The sequence below is a fragment of the Mesorhizobium sp. M0047 genome, from assembly GCF_040323315.1.
In the GTDB taxonomy this organism is placed as follows: Bacteria; Pseudomonadota; Alphaproteobacteria; order Rhizobiales; family Rhizobiaceae; genus Mesorhizobium.
In genome coordinates this window covers 41,690-67,193 of the sequence record NZ_JAMYUW010000002.1, presented here as the reverse complement: position 1 = coordinate 67,193, position 25,504 = coordinate 41,690, and the positions used below count along the sequence as shown (strand labels likewise).

30 protein-coding genes are annotated in these 25,504 nt (G+C 62.5%); 15 read left to right on the top strand and 15 right to left on the bottom strand.

What is annotated here, in order from left to right; translation table 11 throughout:
- Nucleotides 1–190: 190 nt before the first annotated feature.
- Nucleotides 191–616 (top strand): Hsp20 family protein, encoded by a 426-nt coding sequence (locus NKJ89_RS02075; protein ID WP_023760739.1) that lies wholly within the window; start codon nt 191–193, stop codon nt 614–616.
- Between the two features lie 65 nt (nt 617–681).
- On the top strand, nt 682–936 hold the full coding sequence (locus NKJ89_RS02070) for a BQ00720 family protein (RefSeq protein ID WP_023760740.1): 255 nt from the start codon (nt 682–684) through the stop codon (nt 934–936).
- Between the two features lie 64 nt (nt 937–1,000).
- Here the strand turns inward: NKJ89_RS02070 and ptsN are convergent, their stop codons facing one another.
- The 6 genes from ptsN to lptC all read right to left on the bottom strand — a co-directional run bounded on the left by ptsN (nt 1,001) and on the right by lptC (nt 6,250).
- A complete protein-coding gene (gene ptsN, locus NKJ89_RS02065; RefSeq protein WP_013529589.1) occupies nt 1,001–1,465 on the bottom strand; it encodes a PTS IIA-like nitrogen regulatory protein PtsN in 465 nt (154 codons plus the stop codon).
- A 104-nt stretch (nt 1,466–1,569) separates the two neighbouring features.
- On the bottom strand, nt 1,570–2,154 hold the full coding sequence (hpf, locus tag NKJ89_RS02060) for a ribosome hibernation-promoting factor, HPF/YfiA family (protein ID WP_352599444.1): 585 nt from the start codon (nt 2,152–2,154) through the stop codon (nt 1,570–1,572).
- A gap of 265 nt (nt 2,155–2,419) precedes the next feature.
- A complete protein-coding gene (gene rpoN, locus NKJ89_RS02055; RefSeq protein ID WP_352599443.1) occupies nt 2,420–3,946 on the bottom strand; it encodes an RNA polymerase factor sigma-54 in 1,527 nt (508 codons plus the stop codon).
- A 201-nt stretch (nt 3,947–4,147) separates the two neighbouring features.
- Nucleotides 4,148–4,966 (bottom strand): LPS export ABC transporter ATP-binding protein, encoded by an 819-nt coding sequence (gene lptB / locus NKJ89_RS02050; protein ID WP_023760743.1) that lies wholly within the window; start codon nt 4,964–4,966, stop codon nt 4,148–4,150.
- Nucleotides 4,966–5,550 carry an LptA/OstA family protein gene (locus NKJ89_RS02045; protein ID WP_352599441.1) on the bottom strand — a complete coding sequence of 195 codons (585 nt, stop codon included), beginning with the start codon at nt 5,548–5,550 and terminating at the stop codon, nt 4,966–4,968. The genes lptB and NKJ89_RS02045 overlap by 1 nt, the downstream gene beginning before the upstream one ends.
- Nucleotides 5,537–6,250, bottom strand: coding sequence for an LPS export ABC transporter periplasmic protein LptC (gene lptC / locus NKJ89_RS02040; protein WP_352599439.1), 714 nt, complete (start codon nt 6,248–6,250; stop codon nt 5,537–5,539). Before lptC ends, NKJ89_RS02045 begins: the two co-directional genes overlap by 14 nt.
- 404 nt (nt 6,251–6,654) lie before the next feature.
- Between lptC and sppA the strand changes: the two genes are divergently transcribed.
- The 4 genes from sppA to lhpI all read left to right on the top strand — a co-directional run bounded on the left by sppA (nt 6,655) and on the right by lhpI (nt 9,394).
- The gene (sppA, locus tag NKJ89_RS02035; protein WP_023760746.1) at nt 6,655–7,611 is read left to right on the top strand and encodes a signal peptide peptidase SppA; all 957 of its coding nucleotides are present in this window, start codon (nt 6,655–6,657) and stop codon (nt 7,609–7,611) included.
- Between the two features lie 82 nt (nt 7,612–7,693).
- Nucleotides 7,694–7,978 (top strand): integration host factor subunit beta, encoded by a 285-nt coding sequence (locus NKJ89_RS02030; RefSeq protein ID WP_006200394.1) that lies wholly within the window; start codon nt 7,694–7,696, stop codon nt 7,976–7,978.
- A 56-nt stretch (nt 7,979–8,034) separates the two neighbouring features.
- Nucleotides 8,035–8,391 carry a DUF1049 domain-containing protein gene (locus tag NKJ89_RS02025; protein WP_352599437.1) on the top strand — a complete coding sequence of 119 codons (357 nt, stop codon included), beginning with the start codon at nt 8,035–8,037 and terminating at the stop codon, nt 8,389–8,391.
- A 37-nt stretch (nt 8,392–8,428) separates the two neighbouring features.
- The gene (gene lhpI / locus NKJ89_RS02020; RefSeq protein WP_352599435.1) at nt 8,429–9,394 is read left to right on the top strand and encodes a bifunctional Delta(1)-pyrroline-2-carboxylate/Delta(1)-piperideine-2-carboxylate reductase; all 966 of its coding nucleotides are present in this window, start codon (nt 8,429–8,431) and stop codon (nt 9,392–9,394) included.
- Here lhpI and NKJ89_RS02015 read toward each other — a convergent pair.
- The 3 genes from NKJ89_RS02015 to NKJ89_RS02005 form a co-directional block, all read right to left on the bottom strand.
- Nucleotides 9,391–9,828 carry an EVE domain-containing protein gene (locus NKJ89_RS02015; protein ID WP_352599433.1) on the bottom strand — a complete coding sequence of 146 codons (438 nt, stop codon included), beginning with the start codon at nt 9,826–9,828 and terminating at the stop codon, nt 9,391–9,393. The genes lhpI and NKJ89_RS02015 overlap by 4 nt on opposite strands.
- Nucleotides 9,825–10,220, bottom strand: a complete 396-nt coding sequence (locus NKJ89_RS02010) for a VOC family protein (RefSeq protein ID WP_352599431.1) — start codon at nt 10,218–10,220, stop codon at nt 9,825–9,827. The genes NKJ89_RS02015 and NKJ89_RS02010 overlap by 4 nt, the downstream gene beginning before the upstream one ends.
- A 74-nt stretch (nt 10,221–10,294) precedes the next feature.
- On the bottom strand, nt 10,295–10,984 hold the full coding sequence (locus NKJ89_RS02005) for a helix-turn-helix transcriptional regulator (protein WP_352599429.1): 690 nt from the start codon (nt 10,982–10,984) through the stop codon (nt 10,295–10,297).
- A 136-nt stretch (nt 10,985–11,120) separates the two neighbouring features.
- Between NKJ89_RS02005 and NKJ89_RS02000 the strand changes: the two genes are divergently transcribed.
- The 6 genes from NKJ89_RS02000 to olsB all read left to right on the top strand — a co-directional run bounded on the left by NKJ89_RS02000 (nt 11,121) and on the right by olsB (nt 18,112).
- Nucleotides 11,121–12,212: an RsmD family RNA methyltransferase gene (locus tag NKJ89_RS02000; protein WP_352599427.1), complete on the top strand. Its 1,092-nt coding sequence runs from the start codon at nt 11,121–11,123 to the stop codon at nt 12,210–12,212.
- On the top strand, nt 12,213–13,070 hold the full coding sequence (locus NKJ89_RS01995) for a TrmH family RNA methyltransferase (protein ID WP_352599425.1): 858 nt from the start codon (nt 12,213–12,215) through the stop codon (nt 13,068–13,070). It begins immediately after the preceding gene.
- A gap of 13 nt (nt 13,071–13,083) precedes the next feature.
- The gene (lspA, locus tag NKJ89_RS01990; protein ID WP_023760753.1) at nt 13,084–13,581 is read left to right on the top strand and encodes a signal peptidase II; all 498 of its coding nucleotides are present in this window, start codon (nt 13,084–13,086) and stop codon (nt 13,579–13,581) included.
- Nucleotides 13,582–13,636: 55 nt separating this feature from the next.
- On the top strand, nt 13,637–14,626 hold the full coding sequence (acuI, locus tag NKJ89_RS01985) for an acrylyl-CoA reductase (NADPH) (RefSeq protein ID WP_023760754.1): 990 nt from the start codon (nt 13,637–13,639) through the stop codon (nt 14,624–14,626).
- A gap of 143 nt (nt 14,627–14,769) precedes the next feature.
- The gene (locus NKJ89_RS01980) at nt 14,770–17,055 is read left to right on the top strand and encodes an ATP-binding protein (RefSeq protein ID WP_352599423.1); all 2,286 of its coding nucleotides are present in this window, start codon (nt 14,770–14,772) and stop codon (nt 17,053–17,055) included.
- 181 nt (nt 17,056–17,236) lie between these two features.
- Entirely contained in the window at nt 17,237–18,112 is an 876-nt protein-coding gene (gene olsB, locus NKJ89_RS01975; RefSeq protein WP_023760756.1) for a l-ornithine N(alpha)-acyltransferase, read from the top strand.
- Between the two features lie 78 nt (nt 18,113–18,190).
- Here the strand turns inward: olsB and NKJ89_RS01970 are convergent, their stop codons facing one another.
- Both NKJ89_RS01970 and grpE read right to left on the bottom strand, forming a co-directional pair.
- On the bottom strand, nt 18,191–18,823 hold the full coding sequence (locus NKJ89_RS01970) for a trimeric intracellular cation channel family protein (RefSeq protein WP_352599421.1): 633 nt from the start codon (nt 18,821–18,823) through the stop codon (nt 18,191–18,193).
- A gap of 116 nt (nt 18,824–18,939) precedes the next feature.
- Nucleotides 18,940–19,575 (bottom strand): nucleotide exchange factor GrpE, encoded by a 636-nt coding sequence (grpE, locus tag NKJ89_RS01965; protein WP_023760758.1) that lies wholly within the window; start codon nt 19,573–19,575, stop codon nt 18,940–18,942.
- 237 nt (nt 19,576–19,812) lie between these two features.
- On the opposite strand from grpE, the gene NKJ89_RS01960 reads away from it, so the two are divergent.
- Nucleotides 19,813–20,013, top strand: coding sequence for a hypothetical protein (locus NKJ89_RS01960; protein WP_352599419.1), 201 nt, complete (start codon nt 19,813–19,815; stop codon nt 20,011–20,013).
- Nucleotides 20,014–20,199: 186 nt separating this feature from the next.
- Entirely contained in the window at nt 20,200–21,222 is a 1,023-nt protein-coding gene (locus tag NKJ89_RS01955) for a fatty acid desaturase (protein ID WP_352599417.1), read from the top strand.
- Nucleotides 21,223–21,352: 130 nt separating this feature from the next.
- Here NKJ89_RS01955 and NKJ89_RS01950 read toward each other — a convergent pair whose 3' ends face one another.
- Entirely contained in the window at nt 21,353–21,973 is a 621-nt protein-coding gene (locus tag NKJ89_RS01950) for a DJ-1/PfpI family protein (protein WP_136618515.1), read from the bottom strand.
- 114 nt (nt 21,974–22,087) lie between these two features.
- Here NKJ89_RS01950 and NKJ89_RS01945 point away from each other — a divergent pair, with 114 nt between their 5' ends.
- A complete protein-coding gene (locus tag NKJ89_RS01945) occupies nt 22,088–22,360 on the top strand; it encodes a hypothetical protein (RefSeq protein ID WP_023760762.1) in 273 nt (90 codons plus the stop codon).
- Nucleotides 22,361–22,383: 23 nt separating this feature from the next.
- Here NKJ89_RS01945 and NKJ89_RS01940 read toward each other — a convergent pair whose 3' ends face one another.
- The 3 genes from NKJ89_RS01940 to NKJ89_RS01930 form a co-directional block, all read right to left on the bottom strand.
- Complete coding sequence (locus NKJ89_RS01940; RefSeq protein ID WP_023760763.1) at nt 22,384–22,917, bottom strand: DUF934 domain-containing protein; 534 nt, start codon at nt 22,915–22,917, stop codon at nt 22,384–22,386.
- A 167-nt stretch (nt 22,918–23,084) separates the two neighbouring features.
- Entirely contained in the window at nt 23,085–23,849 is a 765-nt protein-coding gene (locus NKJ89_RS01935) for a phosphoadenylyl-sulfate reductase (RefSeq protein ID WP_352599415.1), read from the bottom strand.
- The gene (locus NKJ89_RS01930; protein WP_352599413.1) at nt 23,824–25,494 is read right to left on the bottom strand and encodes a nitrite/sulfite reductase; all 1,671 of its coding nucleotides are present in this window, start codon (nt 25,492–25,494) and stop codon (nt 23,824–23,826) included. Before NKJ89_RS01930 ends, NKJ89_RS01935 begins: the two co-directional genes overlap by 26 nt.
- Between the last annotated feature and the right edge of the window lie 10 nt (nt 25,495–25,504).

The following is a 25,504-nucleotide window of genomic DNA, read 5'->3' as shown; positions in this document are numbered from 1 at the left end:
CGCTTCTCCCTGCATCTGCTCGCCGTTTCAAGCGCCATGCCGATCATTCCTGTGAGTCCACGACCTGGTCTTTTTGGGCGGGTCTATTGACGGCTTGAACTTGGTCGCGGGGCGGACCATATCAAGGCCATCGGGAAAAATGCCATCTGGGTTTTTCCACTTGATGTCGCTCTTGAGAGGACAGTGTAACATGAGCCGAATGACGCCTTTTTCCAGCCCGCTTCTCCTTGGTTTCGACGCCATGGAAAAGACCCTGGAACGTTTGGCGAAGTCCGGTGACAGCTATCCTCCATACAACATCGAACGCCTCAGCGGCGCCGACGGCAAGACCGAAAGGTTACGCATCACATTGGCGGTCGCCGGTTTCGCCGAAAGCGATCTCGATGTCACAACGGAGGAAAACCAGTTGGTCGTGCGAGGCCGTCAGACTGACGACACCGAGCGCGAATTTCTTCATCGCGGCATCGCCGCGCGCCAGTTCCAGCGCTGTTTCGTGCTAGCCGACGGCATGCGGGTGATCGCGGCGGAGCTGAAGAACGGCCTTTTGTCGATCGATCTCGATCGGCCGGAGTCCGAACGGCTGGTACGGAAAATAAATATATCGGTGAAAGACTAATCTTTACCGATGGCTCTCATGCGGGATGGCCTTGAGCGGCGTCCTCGCGCCAAGGAGGCTTTGAAATGACCAGAACTGAAAATATCACCATGACCAATGGCGAATTCGCGCATCTCGGCGAGGGCTCGGTCGCTTATCTCAGAAAGGTCTCGAGCGACGAATTGCTCGGCCGGTTCCCCAACCTCGGCGAAATCGCGCCCGGCATGGAACTGTGGGCGCTGTTTGCCGCCAATGGTCAGCCGATCCTGCTTTCCGATGCGCGTGACCGTGCACTGGCCGGCGCCATGGAAAACGACCTGACCACGGTCGCCATTCACTGAGGTGATCCCAATCGAAACGAGCAGGGCCGTCCGTGGCGGCCCTTGCGAGGGTTTCGTCCTGAATTCAGGCCGCGTGTGAGGCCTGGGTGTCCGACAAAAGCGCGTGAATTGCCGCGGCGTCGCGCGTACCCCTGATCTTGGCCACAGTGTCGGCGTCGCGCAGCACCCGCGCGATGCGCGACAAGGCCTTGAGATGATCGGCCCCGGCACCTTCCGGCGCCAGCAGCAGGAACACCAGGTCGACCGGCTGATCGTCGAGCGACTCGAAATCCACCGGCGTCTCCAGCCGCGCGAAAACTCCCGCGATGCGCTTCACGCCGGCCAGCTTGCCGTGCGGAATGGCGATGCCGTTGCCGACGCCGGTCGAGCCCAGACGTTCACGCTGCAGGATGGTGTCGAACACCTCCCGTTCCGGAATGCCGGAAATCGCCGCTGCCCGTTCGGACAGCAGTTGCAGCAGCTGCTTCTTGGAGTTCGCCTTCAACGCCGGCAGTATCGCCGGAACGTTGATAAGATCGCTCAGATCCATGCTTGAAATCCCTTGTTCGCCTGCCGTCACCAGTCCCCACCCCTCGTGCGGCCGGCTCTTATCCCAGTGCGACCGTGGTCGTCACGTCCGTGCGACCCTTGTCGTCACGCTTGTGCGACCTTGGTCGTGAACGGGTCGATCCAGCCGATGTTTCCATCGGGCCGGCGATAGACGATGTTGAGATGGTCGTTTCCGGCATTGCGGAAGACGAAGACCGGGCTGTCCTTGTTGTCGAGCTCGATGACCGCCGACGCCACCGACATGGTCTTCAGCGTCATGGTCGATTCGGCGACGATAGCCGGTGCAAAATTCTCCGGAATTTCCTCGTCGTCGTCCGCAAGCGGCGCCATCACCGTGTAGGCAATGTCGGTCGGTTCGCCATTTGCGGCACCCGAACTGTGCGACTTCAGCCGCCGCTTGTAGCGCCTAAGGCGGGTCTCCAGACGATCCGCCGCGGCCTCGAAGGCCAATGTCGGATCCTGGGCATCGCCGGTAGCCTGCAGCGAAGCGCCGGAATCCAGCCGGATCATGCAATCCGCCGAATAGCGCGAGCCCGATTTGATGACCGTGACGTGACCGGCAAAGCCACGATCGAAATATTTGCCGATCGCTTCGCCGACACGATCATTGATGCGTGTGCGGAACGCATCGCCGATATCCATGTGTTTTCCCGATATGCGCAGATTCATCTGAAAACTGACCTTCCTTGCTCAGGCTTCAAACTGGCCCGAGTTTATACTCGTGATCCGTGCGCACAAGCTTTGCGGCGTCACTCGCGCCGATTTTAAATCCGAACTTTCCGGTTGATCACAAGCCGCCTTTTGACCGTCCCGAGGCCAACGTCGTGACGGACCATCCGCATGCAGGCATCTAGCCCGTCTCATGCGGGCGGGCTTCTAGCCACTTCACCGCGGCTTGTCAATGAAGTGCTGGCCTGAGGAAAGTCGAACCGCGTCAGCGCCCGGCGCTGGCCATTGCCCGTTTCTCGCGCCGGCGCTGCACCGAGGAGGGAATATTCATTCCTTCCCGGTACTTGGCGACCGTCCGTCTGGCAATATCGACGCCACTCTCCCGCAACATGTCGACGATCGCATCGTCCGACAGCACGTCGACGGGTTTTTCCTCATCGATCAATTGCTTGATGCGGTCACGCACAGCTTCCGAGGAATGCGCGTCACCACCGCCCGACGCCGCGATCGAGGCGGTGAAGAAGTAGCGCAGTTCGAACACGCCGCGCGGTGTCAGCATGTATTTGTTGGCGGTGACCCGGCTGACCGTCGATTCGTGCATACCGATGGCATCGGCCACCGTGCGTAGGTTGAGCGGCTTCAACTGGCGCACGCCATGGACGAGGAAGGCATCCTGCTGACGCACGATTTCCGAGGCCACCTTAAGGATCGTCTTCGCCCGTTGGTCGAGACTGCGTGTCAGCCAGTTGGCGTTTTGCAGGCATTCGGCCAGAAAATCCTTTTCGGCCTGATTCTTCGCCTGCGGCGAGACCTGGGCGAAATAGATATGATCGACCAGCACGCGCGGCAGCGTTTCGGCATTGAGTTCTACCGTCCAGCTGCCGTCATTGGCGGCACGCACCTCGACATCGGCGACGATCGCATCGCTGGCGCCACCCGAAAATGCCATACCGGGCCGGGGATCGAGCGCCCGGATCTCGGCCAGCATGTCGAGCAGATCCTCCTCGTCGACGCCGCAGATCCGTTTCAGCGCGTGGAAATCACGCCGCGCCAGGAGTTCGAGATTGGCGATCAGCGCCGTCATCGCCGGATCGAGCCGGTCCCGCACGGCAAGCTGCAGCGACAGGCATTCGGCAAGGTCGCGGGCAAACAGGCCGGCCGGCTCGAAGGTCTGGCACACCGCCAGTACCTTCCCCACTGCGGCGGCGTCTGTACCGATACGGGCGGCGATCTCGGCCAGGTCGGCGCGCAGATAACCGGCCTCGTCGAGGCCATCGGCCAGGTCGGCGGCGATCGACCGTGCCGTCGTATCGGCAAAGGCAAGCGCGACCTGTTCGCCGACATGGTCACGCATCGTGATCGCCGCGGCCGCCATGTCGCCGGCGTCTAAACCTTCGGATGAGGAACTCGCGCCATTGCCGGAAGCCGATTTCCATTGCGCCGTCAGGTCGGGACCGAGCCGCTCGCTGGTTCCCGGGTCGTCGGGAAACAGGTTTTCCAGGGATGTGTCGAGCTTGTCCGAAATCGCTTCGGCGCTCCACTGCATTTCCTTTTCGAACCAGTCGCCTTCGGTGGTGGCCTGCGGCTCCGCCTCGACCTTCTGCGCCTGTTCGCCGGCGGCATCGTCCTGCGGCTCGGCGCGCTCAAGCAGCGGGTTGCGCTCGATTTCCTCGTCGATGAAATGCTCGAGTTCGACATGGGTGAACTGCAGCAGCCGAATCGACTGCATCAGCTGCGGCGTCATCACCAGCGACTGTGATTGTCGTAGCTGTAGTTTGGCCGCCAATGCCATGGTTCGGTTTCAAACGCCTCGTCTACGCATCCGGACTTCCGGAGAACAATTTTTGCAGCCGGCCATTAGAAACTGGCCCGGCTTTTGCTTGTCAAGGCAATTGCTAGCAAAACCCACTTACCTGAGCGTTATCGCGGCTCAAAATCGAGGAAAAAAGCCCCGCGAGTGCGAAAAAATCGTGTCAGGAAACAAATTTCACGCTCAGAGCGTAAAACCCTCGCCGAGGTAAAGCCGCCGCACATCGGCGTTCGCAACCACTTCGTCGGCCCGACCGTGGGTCAGCACCTGGCCGGCATGGATGATATAGGCGCGGTCGATCAGGCCTAGCGTTTCGCGCACATTGTGGTCGGTGATGAGGACGCCGATGCCGCGCGCTGTCAGGTGGCGCACCAATTGCTGGATATCGGCGACGGCGATCGGATCGATACCGGCAAAAGGCTCGTCGAGCAGCATGTAGGCCGGACGGGTCGCCAGCGCACGCGCGATTTCCAGGCGCCGCCGCTCGCCGCCGGAGAGCGACATGGACGGCGACTTGCGCAGATGGCTGATGTGGAATTCCTCAAGCAACTCGTCGAGATTGCGTTCGCGCACCTTGCGGTCTTTTTCGACCACTTCCAGCACGGCGCGGATGTTCTGCTCGACATTGAGGCCGCGGAAGATCGAGGCCTCTTGCGGCAGATAGCCGATGCCGAGGCGGGCGCGACGGTACATCGGCATCGAGGTCACGTCGAAGCCATCGATCTCGATCGTGCCTTCATCCACAGGCACCAGGCCCGTGACCATGTAGAAACAGGTCGTCTTGCCGGCGCCGTTGGGCCCGAGCAGTCCGACGGCCTCGCCGGCGCGCACGCCGATGGTGACGCCGCTGACGACCTTGCGGCCCTTGTAGCTCTTGGTCAGACCCTTGGCGATCAGGGTTCCCTTGAACTTTCCCGTATCGACGGTCACCGTGGTCGGCGCCGAAAGCTTGCCGGCGGCCCGTCCCGGAAGACGCGCCGTCAGCGACGACAGGCTGGCCATCAGGGGTTCGTCGCTCCCGATTTCGGCGGCGGGGTGATCGACATCTGGACGCGTTGACCAGCGCATGGATCGACCTGAGCCAGCCCGCTTTTCATCTGCACAGTGAGCTTGCAGCCGACCAGGACGTTGTCGTTTTGCGACAGAACGACCTTTTTGCCCGAAAGCACCAGAACCTGGCTCTTCATATCGAAGCTGCCTTGATCGCCGGTCGCGACCTGCGCATCCGACTTGATGTAGACCTTGTCGGATATCTCCATGTGATCGATGTTGGCCGAACCGGTCATCGCCGCCGCGCCGGCCGCTTCCGTGCCTTTGCCGCCGGCGTTGGAATCCTTGACGTAATAGACCATCATCTTGCCGGCCTTCATCAATGTCGGGCCCTGGACGACGCTGACATTGCCCGTGAAGATGGCGACACTGTCGGCCTGACGGACTTCCAGCTTGTCGCTTTCGATCTGGATCGGTTTGTCGCCGGACAGCTTGAGACCTGATTGGCTGGTGGTCTGCGCCAATGACGGCGCCAGTCCGAGCAGCAGCAACGCTGAAGTCGCAGCCGCGAGCCGCGTCGAACTACTGAGCCGCATTGGTTTCTCCGCTGTTTCCCTCTGCCGTCTTCAAGGCGGCGGAAGCGATATTGACGCGCACTTTGCTTTCGAAAACCAGAACCTTGCCATTGTCCCGGACCGACATCGAATCTGCTGTTATCCGCGAACCGCCTCGGCTGACATCGACGGGATCTCCCGTCTTCATAGTGCCTTTGCCCATGTCGAGGAAGACAGATTTGAAATTGGCCTGCATGCCGTCGCTTGTGGTGATCGTCACGTCGCTGGTCAGGTTCATCGTGTTGCCGTCACGATCGTAAGTGCCATGCGAAGCCTTGATCGCAGCGACATTGTCAGGCGCGATCGGCACCTTGGCATCGATGCCTTCCAGTTCGATGATGCCTTGCGTGCCGACATCCTGAATGGCCCGCAGCGCGGTCATCGAATAGGGCTGCTTCTGCTTGGTGAAACCGTTTAGCTTGGGATTGGCCATCACCAGCTTGCCGTTGGAAAAGGCCGTGCCTTCCGCCTGGACCGTGACGGAGACGGGTGCGGCGAGATAGGAATAGACCGGGAAAGCAATGGCGATCAGTGCAGCAGCCAGCGGCACGGCGAATTTGAGAACGCGCACGCGGCGCGAATGACGCCGCGCGCGGTCGAAAGCGTCGCCGCGCGTCCGGCCGTCCGCCGGGGGAGCCAACTCCATCTCGGCGTTGGTCGGTTCAATCGGTCGCGCTAACATTCACTGCTTTCTTCTAAACCCCTGCCCGCCCCGAGCACCGCCTATAGGTGGGACGCCGGCGCCTTCAAGCAAGCACAAGCCCACGAAAACTGCAAAAATGTGACAGCCGCTCTTGTACAGATGAAAACGAGATCCGCACAACCGCACGTTCTCCATAGCAGAAACAGACACGCGGCGTAAAATTATATCCGCCATCGGTCGCGCTGCGCGCCTCGGGGCGACTGCACAAATACGTGAGCAGAAAGGGGTGGGAGCCCGTCTAGCCGTCCTACTCGATTGCCGACGCGGGTGGCCATCTCGCCCCCTGCTGAATGAATTGTCTCGCCATGCACAAAAGAGAATTGCTTCCCGATGGGAGGATCATGGTCTAAAAGCGTCTCCTCCCGCCGACTGAAAGGCTGACCATGGCACCGAGAGCCGACGACCTGATCGACCGCCGCCGCTTGCGGCGCAAGCTGACATTCTGGCGCGTTGCCGCGATCGGCATCGTTGCCCTCGGGGTGATCGCGCTTTCAGCCTGGTTCTATGGCGACGATTTCGGCGGCTCGGTGGTCGACCATATCGCCAAGGTCAAGATCGAAGGCACGATCACCGAGGACGAGGAACTGATCAAGCGGCTGGAAACCATTCGCCTGTCGTCGAAGGTGAAAGGCGTGATCCTGTCGATCGATTCGCCTGGCGGCACCACGGTCGGCGGTGAATCGATCTATGACGAGGTGCGCAAGCTGGCGGCCGACAAACCTGTCGTGGCCGAGGTCGGCACGCTCGCCGCATCGGCGGGCTATATGATCGCCAGTGCCGCCGATCATATCGTTGCCCGCAAGACCTCGATCGTCGGCTCGATCGGCGTCCTGATCCAGTATCCCGACGTCAGCGGCCTGATGGACAAGCTCGGCGTCAAGCTGGAGGAAGTGAAATCCTCGCCGCTGAAAGCTGCGCCCTCTCCCTTCAAGGCGACCAATGACGACGAGCGCGCCATGGTCCGCAAGCTCATCCTCGACAGCTACGACTGGTTTGTCGGCATCGTTGCCGAGCGCCGCAAGATGACCCGCGAACAGGCGCTGGCACTTGCCGACGGCTCGATCTTCACCGGTCGCCAGGGTGTCGCCAACGGACTGATCGACGCCGTCGGCGGCGAGACCGAAGCCGTCAACTGGCTGGCGACCAAGGGCGTCGATGCCAAACTCGAGGTCGTCGAATGGAAAGACACCGGACGGCGGGGCGGCTTCCTATTCTCCAAGGCGATGGCGCAGACGATCGGCAGCGCGCTCGGCCTGCCGGCCTCCAGCGGCGACATCATCCATGAACTCGGCGCCGACCGCTTGTTTCTTGACGGTCTCGTTTCCGTCTGGCACCCTTGAGATGCCGCTTGGGGCAAGTGAAAAAAGCAAATAAAATCATCCTCATAATTTTGACCGCACTGCTTTCACGGGGATCCGTCTCATGATCAAGTCCGAACTTGTGCAGATTATTGCCACGCGCAATCCGCATCTTTTCCTACGCGACGTCGAAAACATCGTCGGCGCGATCTTCGATGAAATCACCGACGCCCTTGCCGAAGGCAACCGGGTCGAGTTGCGCGGCTTCGGTGCTTTTTCGGTGAAAAACCGTCCCGCCCGCACCGGCCGCAACCCGCGCACCGGCGAATCCGTCGAGGTCGAGGAGAAATGGGTGCCGTTCTTCAAGACCGGCAAGGAACTGCGTGAAAGGCTGAACGGCGGCAAGTAGGCGGGCGTCTGCGCCAGACGGCCTCTCGGAGAGGCCAGCTTCCGACGGAAAACATCATGTTCAATCGCTTCGTCCTCATCGTGATCTTCGTGCCCCTTGCGATCATCCTGATCGCACTCGCCGTTGCCAATCGCGAACTGGTTGCCTTCACGCTGGATCCGTTCAATCCCGGCAATCCGAAGCTGACGCTGACGCTGCCGCTGTTCATCTTTCTGTTCCTGGCCCTCGCCATCGGCATGATCGTCGGCAGCGTGGCAACCTGGGTCAAGCAGGGCCGCTATCGCAAGCTGGCGCGCCAGCGCGGCATCGAGGCCGAGAACCTGCGCCAGGCGGTCAGCCGCGTGCCGGCGGCGGCGAAAGGCCCGGACCAAGGATCGACCCAAGGGGCGGCATTGCCGAAGCCGACCACTTGAACCGCCCGTCGGCGGTTTTGTCCCCACGGAGTTTTTCATGCTGACCATTTCGGCCGCAGAGGTTGACCACGCGCTGACCTTTCCCGGACTGGTCGAGACGCTGCGCACGGCGTTTCGCGAGGGTGCGGTGCAGCCGGTCAGGCATCATCATACGATCGAGCGGCCCGATGGTGCGGCCTCCACCTTGCTTTTGATGCCGGCCTGGACCGATTTCAACGCGGTCGGAACGTCGGCTGGTGGTCACGTCGGCGTCAAGATCGTCACCGTCTCGCCCGACAACAACGCCGTCGGCAAGCCTGCGGTGATGGGGCTCTACCTCCTGCTCAATGGCGCCACCGGCGAGCCCGAGGCGTTGATCGACGGCCAGCGGCTGACTCAGTGGCGCACCGCCTGCGCTTCGGCGCTGGCGGCCTCCTATCTCGCCCGCGGCGATGCCTCGCAGTTGCTTGTGGTCGGAGCCGGCGCGCTGTCTCCTTTCCTCGCCAAGGCGCATAGCGCCGTGCGGCCGATCAAATCCATCCGCATCTGGAACCGCACCCCGGCCAATGCCGAGAAGGTCGCAGCCGATTTGCGGGCCGAAGGCTTCGCCGCCAGCGCCGCCACCGATCTCGATGCCGAGCTTCAGCAGGCCGACATCGTCTCGTCGGCGACGATCACGACGACGCCGCTGATCAAGGGCACACTGTTGCGGCCGGGAACACATGTCGACCTAGTCGGCGGCTTTACGCCGACGATGCGCGAAAGCGATGATGACGCGATCGCGCTTGCCCGCGTCTTTGTCGACACCCGCGCCGGCGCCACCAAGGAGGCTGGCGACATCGTCCAGCCGCTCGCCTCCGGCGTATTGAAGCCGGAAGCCATTGTCGCCGATCTGCATGAACTCGCACGCGGCCAGAAGAAAGGCCGCGAGAGCGCTGGTGAGATCACGCTGTTCAAATCGGTCGGCGCAGCGCTCGAAGACCTTGCCGCCGGCATAGCGGTCTATGACGTGCTCAAGCCCTAGTTCGCCGATACAGCCATTTTGGCGCCCATCGCTTCGGCGATCAGCGAAAAATCATGCGCGCTGATCGGGAAGAGGCCAAACCGAAGCTGATAGCCCCAATTCGACTTCCCCGCGCTGAAGTCCAGCCTGTCGAGCAGCGGCTTGATCGGCGTCTCCTCGGCCTTTGCCCACTCGACATCGCGACGGAACGGCGTGAAGCCGCCGCCCATGTCGCCCTGATAGGGTTCGCCTTCCCGCACCGTGCCGATCGCGGTGAAAGCTTGCAAACCGTCCTTTTCGCCGAAAATGGTGGTCGGCGAATAATAGACGATGCCATCACCGGGCCGGACCCGGCGCAGCGGTGACGCCTTGCCGTGGTTGACCTGCATGAAGCCGACCTGGCGGCCGCGCCTGACATGTTCAGCCGAGGCTACGGCGATCCAGTATGCTCTCATTTCTGTCCTCCATTGGCCTGTTCCCCGTCGGACAGCCAGCAGACGCGCAGCCGATGATTATCGGGATCGAGCGCAACGAAGGTGCGGCCGAAATCCATGTCGGTCGGCGTCTGCAGGATCTTCAGCCCGCGCCCCGACCAGTCGGCATGAGCGGCATCGACCGCGTCGGGTGTATCCAGCGCGAAGACGAGCTCGGCGCCGCCACCTGCCGCGGCCGGTGTCGGTTCGACTGTGTGGCGCGACCAGAGGCCGAGCTTAAAACCCGCATCGAGCACGAACAGCACGAAAGTGGGCGAACTTTCGACCGGCTCGCGGCCGAGCAGCGCACTGTAGAAGGCGCCGCTCTGCTGCGGCTGGTCGACATAGAGGATGACGAAATTCGGGGTGGTCATGTCCGTTCTCCAAGGTTCAGGGTTTCGATCTGCCGAACATAGGATGCCATACTGTCAGTTTCTGGCAGTAGCCGTCATGGACCGCGCGATTTGTCGAGCGTCGCCCGCCATTCCTTGAGCAGCACTTGGCGGCGGCGCGGATAGCGCAAGTCTGTTGCCTGAAGTGCTTCGATGCGATCGGCGCGAAAATGCCGGAAATCCTGGCGCATCTCACACCATGCCACCACCACCCGCACCTTGTCGAAGAAGCCAAGGGCAAACGGCCAGACCACGCGCTCGGACGCGGCGCCGGCCGCGTCGCGGTAGAGGAAGCCGAGCTTGCGCTCGTTGCGGATGGCCTGCCGCACGATACCGAGATCGATGCCCTCGACGGCCGCGCCCGGAGGCCCGACCAACAACGTGCTCGCGTCGAGATCCTCGCGCAGATCGTCCGGCAGCACGGCGGCGATCTTGGCCAGCGCGTTGGCGGCAGCAGCCGAGAGACGCTGGTCCGGCTGCTTGGCGACCCAGCGCGAGCCAAGCACGATGGCTTCGATCTCCTCGTCGCTGAACATCAGCGGCGGCAGCATGAAGCCTGGCTTGAGCACATAGCCCAGCCCCGCCTCCCCCTCGATCGGCGCACCCTGGCCCTGCAGCGTCGCGATGTCGCGGTAGAGCGTGCGGATCGAAATCCCGAGCTCATCGGCCAGAGCCTGCCCGCTCACCGGCCGGCGGTGCCGGCGCAGCATCTGGATCAGGTCGAGCAGGCGTTCGGAGCGGGACATCCGGCAGATTTGCCTGTTTCTTTGACTTTGGTCCATCGCCGGCCGACATAAACTGAAGAGGCTGGCGCGTCGGACTTGGTTGCGAAGCGGGTTGCCCTATGTCAAAAGCGGCCACGCCGCTCGGAGTTGCTCCTGCTTGAAGTCTTTTCGCGACAAACGCCGCGACAACCGTCCGCATCCATCCGCGAAGGGTGCGGCGGAGGTGTCACGTCCGCGTACCGGCCAGGTTCCTGCCGGACCGGACGCCCAGCCGCGCCAACAGCATGAGGCGAAAGCGGGCAACCGGTCCGAGCCGAAATCGGCGCCACGCGTCCTTGCCCGCCGCGCCGGCACCTTGCCCGCTGAGCATCTTCCGGTGATCCTCGAAGTGGCGCCTAATGCCGATTATGCGCTGCTCGACAGTGGCGCCGGCCAAAAGCTCGAACAATACGGCCCTTACCGGATCGTGCGGCCTGAAGGTCAGGCAATCTGGCAAAAGGCCATGCCGGCAAAAGACTGGGAGCGCGCCGACGCCGTCTTCACCGGTGACGTCGACGAGGAAGGCATCGGCCGCTGGCGCTTCCCTAAGATGCCGCTCGGCGAGACCTGGCCGATGAAACATGACGGCATCGACTATCTCGGCCGTTTCACCTCGTTTCGCCATGTCGGCGTCTTTCCCGAGCAGGCTTCTCACTGGGACCACATGGCCGGGCTGATCGCGGCTGCGAAGCGGCCGGTCAAGGTGCTGAACCTATTCGGCTATACGGGTCTTGCCTCGCTGGTTGCGGCTCGTGCCGGCGCCGAGGTCACCCATGTCGATGCCTCGAAGAAGGCGATCGGCTGGGCTCGCGAAAACCAGGAGATGGCGGGCCTCGGCAGCAAGCCGATACGCTGGATCGTCGACGACGCGGTGAAATTCGCCGAGCGCGAGGAGCGTCGCGGCAGCCGCTACGACATCATCCTGTTCGATCCACCGGCCTATGGCCGCGGTCCCAAGGGCGAGGTCTGGCAATTGTTCGAGGATTTGCCTGATTTGACCGACCTATGCCGCGCGATCTTGACCCGGAAGCCGCTTGCCGTTGTGCTGACCGCCTATTCGATCCGCGCCTCCTTCTTCGCCATCCATGCCCTGATGCGCGACACCTTTGCCGGCATGGGCGGCAAAGTCGAATCAGGCGAGCTGATCATCCGCGAAAAGTCCGCCGGCCGGGCGCTTTCGACCTCATTGTTTTCGCGTTGGGTGGCCTGAATGAACGAACGGCACGCAGGCGCACCCGGGCAGGTGAAGGAAGTCACCAGCCTCGCCAATCCGCTGGTCAAGGATATCAAGGCGCTCGCCCTGAAGAAATTCCGCGACCAGCAGAATGCTTTCATGGCCGAGGGACTGAAGCTGGTCATCGATGCGCTGGATCTCGGCTGGCAGATCAGGACATTGGTTTTCGCCAAGGCCGGGCGCGGCAACGCGGCGGTAGAGAAGGTCGCCGCACGCACGGTTGCCGCCGGCGGCATGGTGCTCGAAGTATCGGAAAAGGTGCTGGTCGCCATTACCCGTCGCGACAATCCGCAAATGGTGGTCGGCGTCTTTTCGCAAAGATTCCTGGCCCTGAAGGATGTCCGCGCCGATAATGGCGATGTCTGGGTTGCGCTCGACCGGGTGCGCGACCCAGGCAATCTCGGTACCGTCATCCGTACCGTCGATGCCGTTGGTGCCAAGGGCGTCATCCTGGTCGGCGACACCACCGATCCTTTTTCCGTGGAGACGGTTCGAGCCACCATGGGTTCGATCTTTGCCGTGCCGGTGGCCAAGGCGACAACCGAGGCTTTCCTTGCCTGGCGAGGCGGCTTTTCAGGCCTCGTCGCCGGCACCCACCTGAAGGGCGCGGTCGACTACCGCTCGGTCGATTTTTCCCGCGGGCCCGTGCTGCTGATGATGGGCAACGAGCAGCAGGGGCTGCCCGAAAGCCTGGCTGCGAGTTGCGACAGGCTGCTCAGAATTCCGCAAGCGGGCCGTGCCGATTCGCTCAACCTGGCCGTTGCCACCGGCGTCATGTTGTTCGAGATCCGGCGCGGCGCACTGAAGCTCGAACCAATCGTGGACCAGCAATGAAAGTTGCCCACCCGTGAGATCGTGGTCTCCCTACGCGTTGCTCGTCGTCGCGGCCATAGCGCTGGACCAGTGGGTAAAACACCTGGTCGAGACCGGTCTCGCCTTTCAGGAAAAGCTCGACCTGGTGCCCTTCCTGGCGCTGTTTCGCACCTACAATACCGGCATCGCCTTCTCGATGTTCTCGTCCTTCGGCGACACCGGGTTGATCGTCATCTCGCTTGCGGTCGTCGCATTCGTGCTGTTCCTGGCGACGCGGATCGCGCCGTCCCAGATCCTTGCCCGCGCCGGCTTTGCGCTGATCGTCGGCGGCGCCCTCGGCAATCTGATCGACCGCGCCGTCTACGGTCACGTCATCGACTACGTCCTGTTCCACACGCCGGTCTGGTCCTTCGCCGTCTTCAATCTTGCCGACGCCTTCATCTCGGTCGGCGCGGCACTGGTCGTCTTCGACGAACTGTTCGGCTGGCGGCGCGAGCCAAAGCCTTCAAACGCCAAGTCTTCCAAAGATTGACCTCACGCGGCCGGCGCCGCACAATTCATGTCGCCAAGCAGACGCGGAGAAAGAGATGTCCGAAACCTTCAAAGCCATCGTCGTTTCGCGTGACGCCGAGAAAAAGCAGTCGGTAACCGTGACCGATCTCACCGAAGCTGACCTGATGGAAGGCGATGTCACCATCGCGGTCGAGGCGACGACCGTGAATTACAAGGATGGTCTGGCGATCACAGGCAAAGCGCCGGTGATCCGCCGCTGGCCGCTGGTGCCGGGCATCGATTTCGCCGGCACTGTCATCTCGTCCTCTCATCCCGACTGGCGGGCTGGAGACAAAGCCATCCTGAACGGCTGGGGCGTCGGTGAAACCCATTTCGGTGCCTATGCCGGCCGCGCCCGTGTAAAGGGTGACTGGCTGGTGCCGCTGCCGCAAGGCATCAGCCCTCATGACGCGATGGCCGTCGGCACTGCCGGCTACACCGCCATGCTCTGCGTCATGGCGCTGGAGCGGCACGGCATTCTGCCCGATCGCGGCCCTGTGGTGGTGACGGGCGCGGCCGGCGGCGTCGGCTCGGTCGCGGTCTCGATCCTGTCCAGTCTCGGCTATCATGTCATTGCTTCCACCGGCCGCAATGCCGAAAGCCCCTATTTGATCAACCTTGGCGCTGCCGAAGTAATATCGCGCGAGGAGCTTGCCCAGCCGGCAAAGCCGCTGGCCAAGGAGCGCTGGGCTGGTGGCGTCGACGCCGTCGGCAGCCACACGCTGGCCAATGTGCTTTCGATGACATCCTATGGCGGTGCGGTCGCCGCCTGCGGCCTGGCCGGCGGCATGGACCTGCCGACCAGCGTCGCCCCCTTCATCCTGCGTGGCGTCTCGCTGCTCGGCATCGATTCAGTAATGGCGCCGAAGGTCGTCCGCCTCGAAGCATGGCGGCGCATCGGCACCGACCTCGATCTGCAGAAGCTCGCCAGCCTGTCCAGGACCATCGGGTTCGACGGCATCATCGATGCCGCGCGCGATATCGTTGACGGCAAGATCCGCGGCCGCGTCGTCGTGGACATGTGAACCGCACGAATGCCGGAGAAAGGCGGACGGAATTGCCGCGCCTGATGGCAAATCCGCCGCAGCCGCTGCAAAATGGGCCCATCCGCTAAAATTCGAACGATCCGCCGCAATTTTCCATAATCTCTGTCTGGCAAGGATTTCGCATGATCGCGGAATCCGGCAGCCAAGAGGCGGACACTGACAACGACGCCGATGCAGTGCAGACGTCGGCGCGGCGCTTTGTCGCCGCGCCACCGCTGATGCCTGAGCCGGGGCCCGCCAGACGCGAGGGGCTTCCGCTCCTGGCCTTCGTCGCCATCATCGTGCTGGCAGGCCTGGCGCATCTGACCGGAGCACCAATCTTCATCAGCGTCGCATTGCTGGCAACCGGCCTTGCCGGCATTGGCTTGCATCTGCACTCGATGCGGAGCGAACACCGCACCGCTGCCCTTCTTGACCAAACCACCGCCCGCAGCCGCGCCGAGATCGAGACGCTGGCCGATCGCATGTGGGAAATGCAGGAGAGTGATGAGCGCTTTCGCGGCCTGATCGATGCGCTCGGCGATCTCGTCATTCATCGCAACCGCGACGGCTACATCGTCTATGCCAATAGGGTCTTCGCCGATCTCGTCGAAACCGATCAGCGCGACCTTGCAGGCAAGACCCTGGCGGAACTCGGCATCGAGGTCGGCATCGTCCCTGATGCCGCCTTTTCCGATCATGAATGCCTGAGTTCCACCGATGTCGCCATCAATACGCCCAGCGGCCCGCGTTGGTTTTCGTGGATCGAACTATCGGTGCGCGACAAGGACAGCGGCGCCGTTTCGCATCGCGCCATCGCCCGCGACATCACCGCCCGCAAACGCGCCGAATCCTCGCTGATCACCGCACGCGAACGGGCCGAATACGCCAGCCAGGCCAAATCGCGCTTCCTCGCCACCGTCAGCCATGAAATTCGCACGCCGATGAACGGCATCATGGGCATGGCCAGGCTGCTGGCGGACACCAGCCTGTCGCCGGAGCAGCAGACCTATGTCGGCGCCGTCTCGACCTCAGCCAGCGCATTGCTTGCCCTGATCGAGGATCTTCTCGACTACTCCAAGATCGAAGCCGGGCGCTTCGACCCGGAGCCGCAGCCGATGTCGGTGCGCGAGATCGCCGACAACATCATCGAATTGCTGGCCGCGCGCGCCTTCGCCAAGGATATCGGGCTGGGCTGCTATGTCGAACCCGACGTGCCGCAGTTGATCACTGCCGATCCGGGCAGGGTCAGGCAGGTGCTGCTCAACCTTATCGGCAACGCCATCAAGTTTACCGACAGCGGCGGCGTGTTGGTGAGCGTTGCGCGTGTGCGCACCGAAACCACCGACCGCATTTGCTTCACCATCGCCGATACCGGTCCGGGCCTGCACGATGAGGATCTGGACCGCATTTTCGAGGAGTTCGAGCAAGCCGACGGCACGTCGACGCGTGCGCATGGCGGGGCCGGTCTTGGCCTTGCCATCTCCAAACGCCTGGTGGCCGCCATGGGCGGCACGATCTCGGTGTCCAGCCGGATCGGCCAGGGATCCGAGTTCGTCTTCGAGATCCCGGCGATAGCAGCCACCGAGGCACAGCAGGGCCGCCAAAACGCGCTTTCGGGCAGGCGCGCGGTGATCCTTTCGAAAAACGCTGTCGAGGCCGATGCCATCGCCCGCACCATCCGCGCCAATGGCGGCGCGGTCGACCTCGCCACCACCGCCGCGCAAGCCGCACCCTTCGCCGCCGGCTGCGATGCGCTTCTGGTCGATGCGGCCATGGAAGAAAGCGACGGAAGGCTGCTCAAGCGCCTGCGCCTGAGCGGTTTTTCCCACTGCGAGGCCATCACGCTGATCGCGCCGACCGACCGCGGTATGCTCGGCGAGTTCCGCGCCAGCGGCTACGCAACTTTCCTGGCCAGGCCGGTGCGCGGCGGAACGCTTCTGCGCGTGCTGTTGAGCAGCCATGCCCCAAGCGTCATCCAGCCGCAGCTGGAAAGGCGTGGCGGGCCGACACTTCGCACCGTCAGCAACCGACAGCGGGGCCTGTCGGTGCTGATCGCCGAGGACAATGACATCAACGCCATGCTGGCCCGCGCCACGCTGTTGAAGGCCGGGCATCGCGTCAAAGTGGTCGGCAACGGCAAGGCCGCCGTCGAGGCTGTCACGGGCGCCGGGCACAACCACCGCTTCGACGTGGTTCTGATGGACCTGCACATGCCGGTCATGGACGGATTGGACGCGATTGCCGCCATCCGCCGCCATGAGGAAGAAACCGCAATGTCGCCGGTGCCGATCATGGTACTGTCGGCCGACAGCCAGGAAAAGACCCGCCATGCGGTATTGGCTCATGGCGCCAGCGGCTTTGTCACCAAGCCGCTCGACCCTGAGGCGCTGGTCAATGCCGTCGAGGGACAGGTCGTCGCGGCCTGAGTTTTTCACCGTCCAATCCGCGCCACGCGATCACGTAACGTAGCCGGTTGATCGTATTCGCCAGCCGACGAAGTATTGCCCGCAAGGCCGCATCACGGTACTGTCACAATCCTGTTGCACCTACACCGTATCCCCGTGCCAAGAGGGATGGCTCGAAGGAGAATCACTCGTGCATACAGTTATGCCGGAATGTGACACTCGGCCGAACGCCAGCAGCGCGCTGCTTGCCGGACGTAACGCCGATTGCGTCATGAAGGGCGCAGCACTGGGCCGTATAGGTAATCTTGAAGTGCGACTCGCTCGCAACGAAGCCGAGATCGCGGCCGCGCAGGAAGTGCGCTACCGGGTGTTCTACGACGAACTTGGCGCCAGAAAAGACCTGTTCCAGACCCATGACCGCCGTGATGCCGACCGGTTCGACCCGCTCTGCGACCATCTGCTGGTTTTGGACACCACGCTTTCCGGCCCCGAACATCGCCGCATCGTCGGCACCTATCGGCTGCTGCGGCAAGAAATCGCGGCCACCGCCGGAGGGTTCTATTCGGAAGGTGAATTCGAGCTGACCAAGCTCATCGCCCGTCACCCCGGCCAGCGTTTTCTCGAACTCGGCCGCTCCTGCGTTTTGCCGGAATACCGCTCAAAGCGCACTATCGAGGCATTGTGGCAAGGCATCTGGGCTTACATCAACCACTACGAAATCGGTGTGATGACCGGTTGTGCTTCCTTCCACGGCACGGTGCCGGCGGCGCATGCCGAGGCACTCACCTACCTCGCCCACCATTGCCGAACGAATTCGGCCTGGGATGTGCGCGCGGTGTCCGGGCGCTACTGCTCGATGGACCTGATGCCGATCGAGGCGGTCAACACCAAGGCTGCGATCGCGGCGATGCCGCCCTTGGTCAAGGGCTACCTGCGCGTTGGCGCCCGCATCGGCGATGGCTGCGTCATCGACCGCGAATTCTCGACGGTCGACGTCTTCGTCGTGATGCCGGTCAAGGAAATCGGCGCCCGCTACGTCAACTATTATGGCGGGGAAGCCCAGCGCTTCGCGGCGTGATAGCGAATAGCGAGAATTACGCCGCAATCCTGCGGGCTGCCATCCCTATTCGCTACTCCCTATTCGCTATTCGCTCCTTCACGGAATATCTTCCGGGCGCCGACCGGGTCGGCTCTTGTAGGACGGAAACGACCAGCCGAATTTGAGCGCGCCGCCACGCACAAGGAACGCCGCGGCAAAACCGGCGAGGTCCGAAGTGAGCGGCGGCAGCCCGGCAAGATCGCCAAGTGTATAGAGGCCGGCACCGGCAAGGGCTGCTGTGACGTAGATTTCGGGCCTGAGCAGCACCGATGGCTCGCCAGCCAGGAGATCGCGCAGAATGCCGCCGGAGGTGGCTGTGAGCACGCCGGTGATGACGGAGACGACCGGCGAACCGGTAATCGCCAGTCCCTTGGCGGCGCCCATCACCGAAAAGGCGGCGAGCCCGATGGCGTCGAGCCAGAGCAGCCATTTCCAGCGCGATTCGACGCGATGCGCGCCGAAGAAGACCAGCGCGGCAACCACGGCGCAGATCATCACATAGCTGGAGTTGGCGACCCAGAAAACCGGCAGGTTGAGGATGACGTCGCGAAGCGTGCCGCCGCCTATCCCGGTGACGCTGGCCAGGAACAGGAAACCGATGATGTCGAGTTGTTTGCGCGAAGCCGCAAGTGCCCCGGTCGCGGCGAAGACGGCGACACCGGCATAGTCGAGAAGCGCGATGGGGTTCATGAAGCGAACAATGAAAGAGTGAGTAGCGAATAGCGAGTAGCGAATAGCACGAAGCCGCGCAGCAACTCTTGCGTATTTCCTATTCGCTACTCGCTACTCCCTATTCGCTTGTCCGTTCAGGCGTCTTTCTCAGCCTGCTCGTTCACCGGTCCCGGCTCGACCGGCGCTTCAGCGGCGGCAAACTTCGGACCGCCCTTGGCGACGCCGACCATGGCCGGGCGCAGAACCCGCTCGCCGATCGAATAGCCCGGCTGCACGACCTGGACCACGGTGTTGGCCGGAACATCCGGATTGGGCACTTCAAACATCGCCTGATGGAAATTGGGATCGAACTTCTCGCCTTCAGGGGCGAGCTTCTTGACCCCGTGCCGTTCCAGCGCCGACAGCATGGCGCGCTCGGTCAAGTCGACGCCTTCGATCAACGCCTTGAAGCCGGCGTCACCCGAGGCCTTGGCCTCGGCCGGAATCGCGTCCAGCGCACGGCGCAGATTGTCAGAGACCGACAGCATGTCGCGGGCGAAATTCGCAACCGCATAGGTGCGCGCATCGTGCACGTCGCGCGCCGTGCGTCGACGCAGGTTTTCCATTTCGGCCGCCACGCGCAGTGCGCGGTCCTTCAATTCTTCATTTTCCTTCAGCAGCCGCACAAGGGCTTCATAGTCGCCGTCGATGCTGCCTTCCGTGCGCTCGGCATTGGCCTCGGTCGCCTCGACTTCATCGGGCGCGCGTTCGTCTTTTGCCTGGTCGCTCATCGCCATTTCCCGTCAATCTCGAATGATATGGATTTTGAGCCCGATATCGAGGTTTGGCGGCCAAAAATCAAGGGGTAAGCGATTGTGGACGTCGTCGGCCAAGCCCGCACAACGACCCATGACATTTCGATCTTAATTCAAATTTTACCCTAAGAGCTGGCATTGCTTGCCACAAATGCGTGATGCTGGAACCATTCTCTTGCTGGAGGAGTTTCGAAGCCGACATAGGATTTTGAGATGACGACCCGCAAAAAGGCCGAAAAGACGGAACGGCTCGCCGCCGAGGTCAGACGCCAGTTTGGCGCCGAGGCGGTCAACCGCTTTATGCGCACCTTGCCCGCCTTCCGCACCGAGGGCGATATCCCTGACCGATTCAGAAAACTGCTCGACCGCCTCGATGGAGCGGAGAAAAGTGACGTCGGCCGGCGCCGGCGGTAACGCGACCGCCAATCTTAGCAGCAAACCTCGGGGTCCCCGAATGATCTTGAGAGCCCGCCACTCGGAGGGAGAACCATCAAGCGGGTGAGCTGCGGTTGCTCGACCGACAGGCCACGCGACAATTACGCGCAGTAATTTCGCGTGATCTTTGCTTGCGGCGGGGAGGCACCCCGCCTATGCTTCGTGATGAACATGATTTCCCCTGAGGCGGTCGCTAACAGCAAGCGCGCCTGGCTGAAAATTCTCGCTCGCTACAAGAAGCCTGACAGGCGGCGCAGCGCTGTCGAACTCGCCATCACACTCATTCCATTCGCCATTCTCTGGGGACTGTCCTCGGCGTCCTACGCCTATGGCCATTGGTGGGGTCTGATGCTGATCCTTCCCGCGGCCGGGTTTCTGGTGCGCATCTTCATGATCCAGCACGATTGCGGTCACGGCTCCTTCTTTGCCAATCGCTATGCGGACGACTGGATCGGCCGCGCGCTCGGCATTCTGACGCTGACGCCCTACGACTGCTGGCGGCGCGCTCACGCGACGCACCATGCCACCGCCGGCAATCTTGACGAACGCGGCATGGGCGACATCAGGACGCTCACCGTTGCCGAATACCGGCAGATGTCATGGCGAGGCCGCCTTGCCTATCGTCTCTATCGCCACCCGCTGGTGATGTTCGGGCTCGGGCCGATCTGGCTGTTCATCTTCGAGCAGAGGCTGCCTGTCGGCATGATGCGAGGCGGCCTGACGCCTTGGGTGTCGTCGATGACCACCAATCTTGGCATCGCGATTGCTGCAGCCCTCCTCATCTGGTTCGTCGGCCCTGGCGCGTTCCTGGTGGTCCATCTGCCGATCGTCATCCTCGCCGGTTCGGCGGGCATCTGGCTGTTCTACGTCCAGCATCAATTCGAGGAAACGGAATGGGCAAAGGACGCCGACTGGGAATTCCAGCACGCCGCCCTGCATGGCTCATCCTACTACGATCTGCCGCCGGTGCTGAACTGGTTAACCGGCAATATCGGCGTCCATCACGTCCACCACCTCTCGGCCAAGGTTCCGTGCTACCGGCTGCAGGAAGTGCTGCGGGATTATCCGGAACTGCGCGGCATCGGCCGCGTCACGCTGCTCGAAAGCCTGCAATGCGTCAAACTGGCGCTGTGGGACGAGAATCGCCGGAAACTGGTGTCGTTCCACGAGGCACGGGCGGCGGCCTAAGCAATTCCGGGAAAAGTGTGAAACGGGTTTTCCCGGGAAAAGCGCATTGCCACTTTCCCCGGGGAATTGCGCCAAAACAAAAATAGAACGACCGCCGCGCTGTTCGCGCGGCAGCCTTAGAAATTCCGGATCAGGCCGCCTGGCGCTCGTCGCGCATCAGTATCTCGCCATGGCGGATCTCCGTGCCCAGCACCTTCAGGCATTCGCGGATGAAGTTGGAGAGGCCCGGCCAACCCTTGGCCGAAACGAGATTGCCGTCGACATGGGCGCCGGTCGGCGCGACATCGATATAGATACCGCCAGCGAGCGTCACTTCCGGCTCGCAATAATGCAGCGCGGCAACTTCCCGGCCCCGCACCACACCGTCGACAGCGATCAGTATCTGCACGCCATGGCAGATGGTGAAGATCGGCTTGCCGGCCTCGTGGAAATGCCGCACCAGCGCCTGCACCCGCTTGTCGATGCGGATGTATTCCGGGCCACGCCCACCCGCCGCATAGACGGCATCGTATCCGGCTGGGTCCACCTCGGAGAACGTCTTGTTGAGAATGTAATCGTGGCCGAGCTTTTCGGTGTAGGTCTGGTGGCCCTCGAAGTCGTGCAGCGACGTTTTCAATATGTCGCCCGCCTTCTTGTCCGGACAGACGACATGGACCGTATGGCCAACCGCATGCATTGCCTGTTCAAACACGAAAATCTCATATTCCTCGCTGAACTCGCCAACGAGCATCAGTATCTTCTTGCCAGCCATTCCCGGTTCCTCCCTTGTGGCCATGTTTATTTCGGATCACGAAATAATGGTCCTATCCTAAGGTCAGGACGGCGGAAGGGAAAGCGTAAATCGCACAATTGGTAAGACCAGTTGATGTCTATCGTGATCAGCATCGCCGCAGTACCGTTCGCAGAAAGCGAAAACGGCATTGTTGGTTCGACCAGAATTTCAGGCAGCCGCCTTGATCATATCCGCCGCCTTTTCGGCGATGGCCGGCCCGGCAACAGCGCAATGACGCCTGCCGGGCACGGATCAGGCGGAACCGCCGCCGGCAATGACATAGTCGAAAACCATGCTCTCCTCCTCGCACCCGGCGGATATTTCCGTACGGATAGTCGCAGAGAAGCCCGATCGGAGCCGATGTAAAGACGTCGGGAATTGCCGTTGCGTCAGCTGTTGCGAGCGCGCCGCCAGGAATATTTCGACCCCTTCGGCTCCGGCACGGCGGCTGGCTGGTAGTAAAGCCCCAACCCGCCGGTGCGGCCCTCCTCCAGCCGCTTCAACAGCACCGGATTCGAAATTTCGAACTCATCGAAGCCGAGTCGCAGCATATGCGGCAACTGGTCGACCAGCACCTGCCCGGTGGCCCGCACAGCGCCTTCGAAACCATAACGGCTGCGCAGCAACTCGCCCTTGGAGAACGAGCGGCCATCGCTGAAGGCCGGGAAGGCCAGTGCCACCAGAGAGAGTTGGTCGAGCAGGTCGGCGATCTTTTCGAGTTGATCGCCCGGCTGCAGCACGACGCCGAGCCGTTCCTTGGCCGAGCGGCGCACCTCCGGCTCGAGATCGAGAAACGCCTGCAGCGGCAGGATGAAGCGGCCGTTGCCGGAAAGCGCGTCCGCGTTTTCGGCATGAGCCCACTCATCCTCGCGAAAACCCTCAGGGGTCCAGAGCCGGATCTCCGGTGTCGTCGGTTCAGTCATCAAAATTCCTAAGATTCAAGGAAGCTTAAGGTGCGTTGAGTTCAGGTCAGGCGATGCCGAAATGGCGGCTTCCGAGAACCGGAGCGGAGCGTACTTGAAGTACGTGAGCACCGGAAGCGCAGGAAACCGCCTTTTGCAGGCCGGTCTTACCTGAATATCAACATACCCTAAAGCGATGCGTCGGTCAGCGACACTTCCAGCCCCGACAGGTGAATGCCGCACTCGGTCTTGGCATGGCCAGCCCAGCGGCCGCTGCGCGCGTCCTCGCCCGGCTGCACCGGCTGCGTGCATGGAAAGCAGCCGATCGACAGATAGCCATAAGCAACCAGCGGATTTTCGCGCAGCGCATGCGCGCGCATATAGTCGGCCTGGTCCGATGTCGTCCAGTGCGCCAGCGGGTTGATACGGATGCGCGGACCGACGGCCTCGAACACCGGAAGCGCTGCCCGTGTCGCGGCCTGGAAGCGCTTGCGGCCGGTGAACCAGGCGCGGAAAGGTGCAACGCCACGCGCCAGCGGCTCGACCTTGCGTACGTCGCAGCAGGCATCGGTGTTGCTCTGATGCAGATTGCCCGTCGGATCGATCCGTTCGAGCGCCGCTTCCTCGGGCTTGATCACCCTTATATTGGTCAGCCCGAAATCGGCGGCAAGCGCGTCGCGATAGCCGAGCGTTTCCTCGAAATGCTTGCCGGTGTCGAGGAAGATGACAGGCAACGCCCGATCGATCTTGGCGATCATGTGCAGCAGCACAGCCGAATCCGCGCCGAACGACGACACCGCAGCGACCTCGTCGTGAAACAGGTCGCGGGCCGAGCGTTCGATGATCTCGAGCGGGTTAAGGTGACCGTAAAGCGCATCGAGTCCCGCCGCCTTGGCGGCGGCGCCATCGTCGACGGCGACTATGCGGTCAAGCGGCCTTGGCTTCGCCAGCATAAAGCGCCTCCTTGAACGGCGCGGGACCGACACGGCGGTAGGCGTCGATGAATTTCTCTTGTGGGTCGAGCCGCAGGCCGAGATACGTCTCGACGATCTGCTCGATGGCGTCGGTGATTTCTTCCGACGAGAAGCCGCGGCCGATGATCTCGCCGACCGAGGTGTTCTCATCGGCCGAACCGCCCAGCGTAACCTGGTAGAGCTCGGACCCCTTCTTCTCGACGCCGAGGATGCCGATGTGGCCGACATGGTGATGACCGCAGGCATTGATGCAGCCGGATATCTTCAGTTTCAGTTCGCCGATCTCGCGCTGCCGCTCCAGCGAAGCGAAGCGGCGCGAGATTTCTTGTGCGATCGGGATCGAGCGCGCCGTGGCCAGCGCGCAATAGTCGAGGCCAGGGCAAGCGATGATGTCCGATATCAGGTTGGAATTGGCCGTCGCCAGGCCAATGCCGACCAGCGCATCGTAGACCGCCTTGAGGTCGGCGCGCGCCACATGCGGCAGGATCAGGTTTTGCTCATGGCTGACACGCAGTTCGTCGAAGGCGTATGTCTCGGCGATGTCGGCGACCGCTTCCATCTGGCTGTCCGAAGCGTCGCCGGGCACCTCGCCGATTCCCTTGAGCGAGATCGTCACCGCGGCGTAGTCGGGATGGCGGTGCGTCACGACATTCTGGTCGAGCCACTCCGAGAACCCCTTGGAATCCAGTCGCGCCAGCTTGACCGCCTGGTCGCCTTCCGGCCGGTCGGTCAGCGCCGGCGGCGCGAAATAGGCTTGGATGGCGCGGATATCGGCTTCCGGCAGCTTCAGGTCGGCATCCCTCAACTCCCGCCACTCGGCCTCGACCTGGCGGGTGATTTCCTCGACGCCGGTCTCGTGGACGAGGATCTTGATGCGCGCCTTGTACTTGTTGTCGCGGCGGCCATAGAGGTTGTAAACGCGCAGGATCGCCGTGCAGTAGGACAGAAGGTCGGCTTCCGGCAGGAAGTCGCGGATCTTGCGGGCGACCATCGGCGTGCGGCCCTGACCGCCGCCGATATAGACGGCGAAGCCGAGTTCGCCGGCGGCGTTCTTCTTCAGGTGCAGGCCGATATCGTGCGTCTGGATGGCAGCGCGGTCGCGCTCGGCCCCCGTCACCGCGATCTTGAATTTGCGCGGCAGGAACGAGAATTCCGGATGCACCGACGACCACTGGCGCAGGATTTCCGCATAGGGGCGCGGATCGGCGACCTCGTCGGCGGCGGCGCCGGCGAAATGATCGGCGGTGACATTGCGGATGCAATTGCCGCTGGTCTGGATGGCGTGCATCTCGACGCTTGCAAGATCGGCCAGGATGGCCGGGATGTCCGACAGCGCCGGCCAGTTGAACTGGATGTTCTGGCGCGTGGTGAAATGGCCGTAGCCCTTGTCGTATTTGCGAGCGATGTGGCCGAGCATACGCAACTGCTTGCCGTTCAGCGTGCCATAGGGCACCGCGATGCGCAGCATGTAGGCGTGCAGCTGAAGATAGACGCCGTTCATCAGCCTGAGCGGCCGGAACTGGTCCTCGGTGATCTCGCCGGCTAGGCGGCGCTGGACCTGGTCGCTGAACTCGGCGACGCGGGCCTGCACAAAATCGTGGTCGAACTCATCGTAACGGTACATGCTTCGTCTT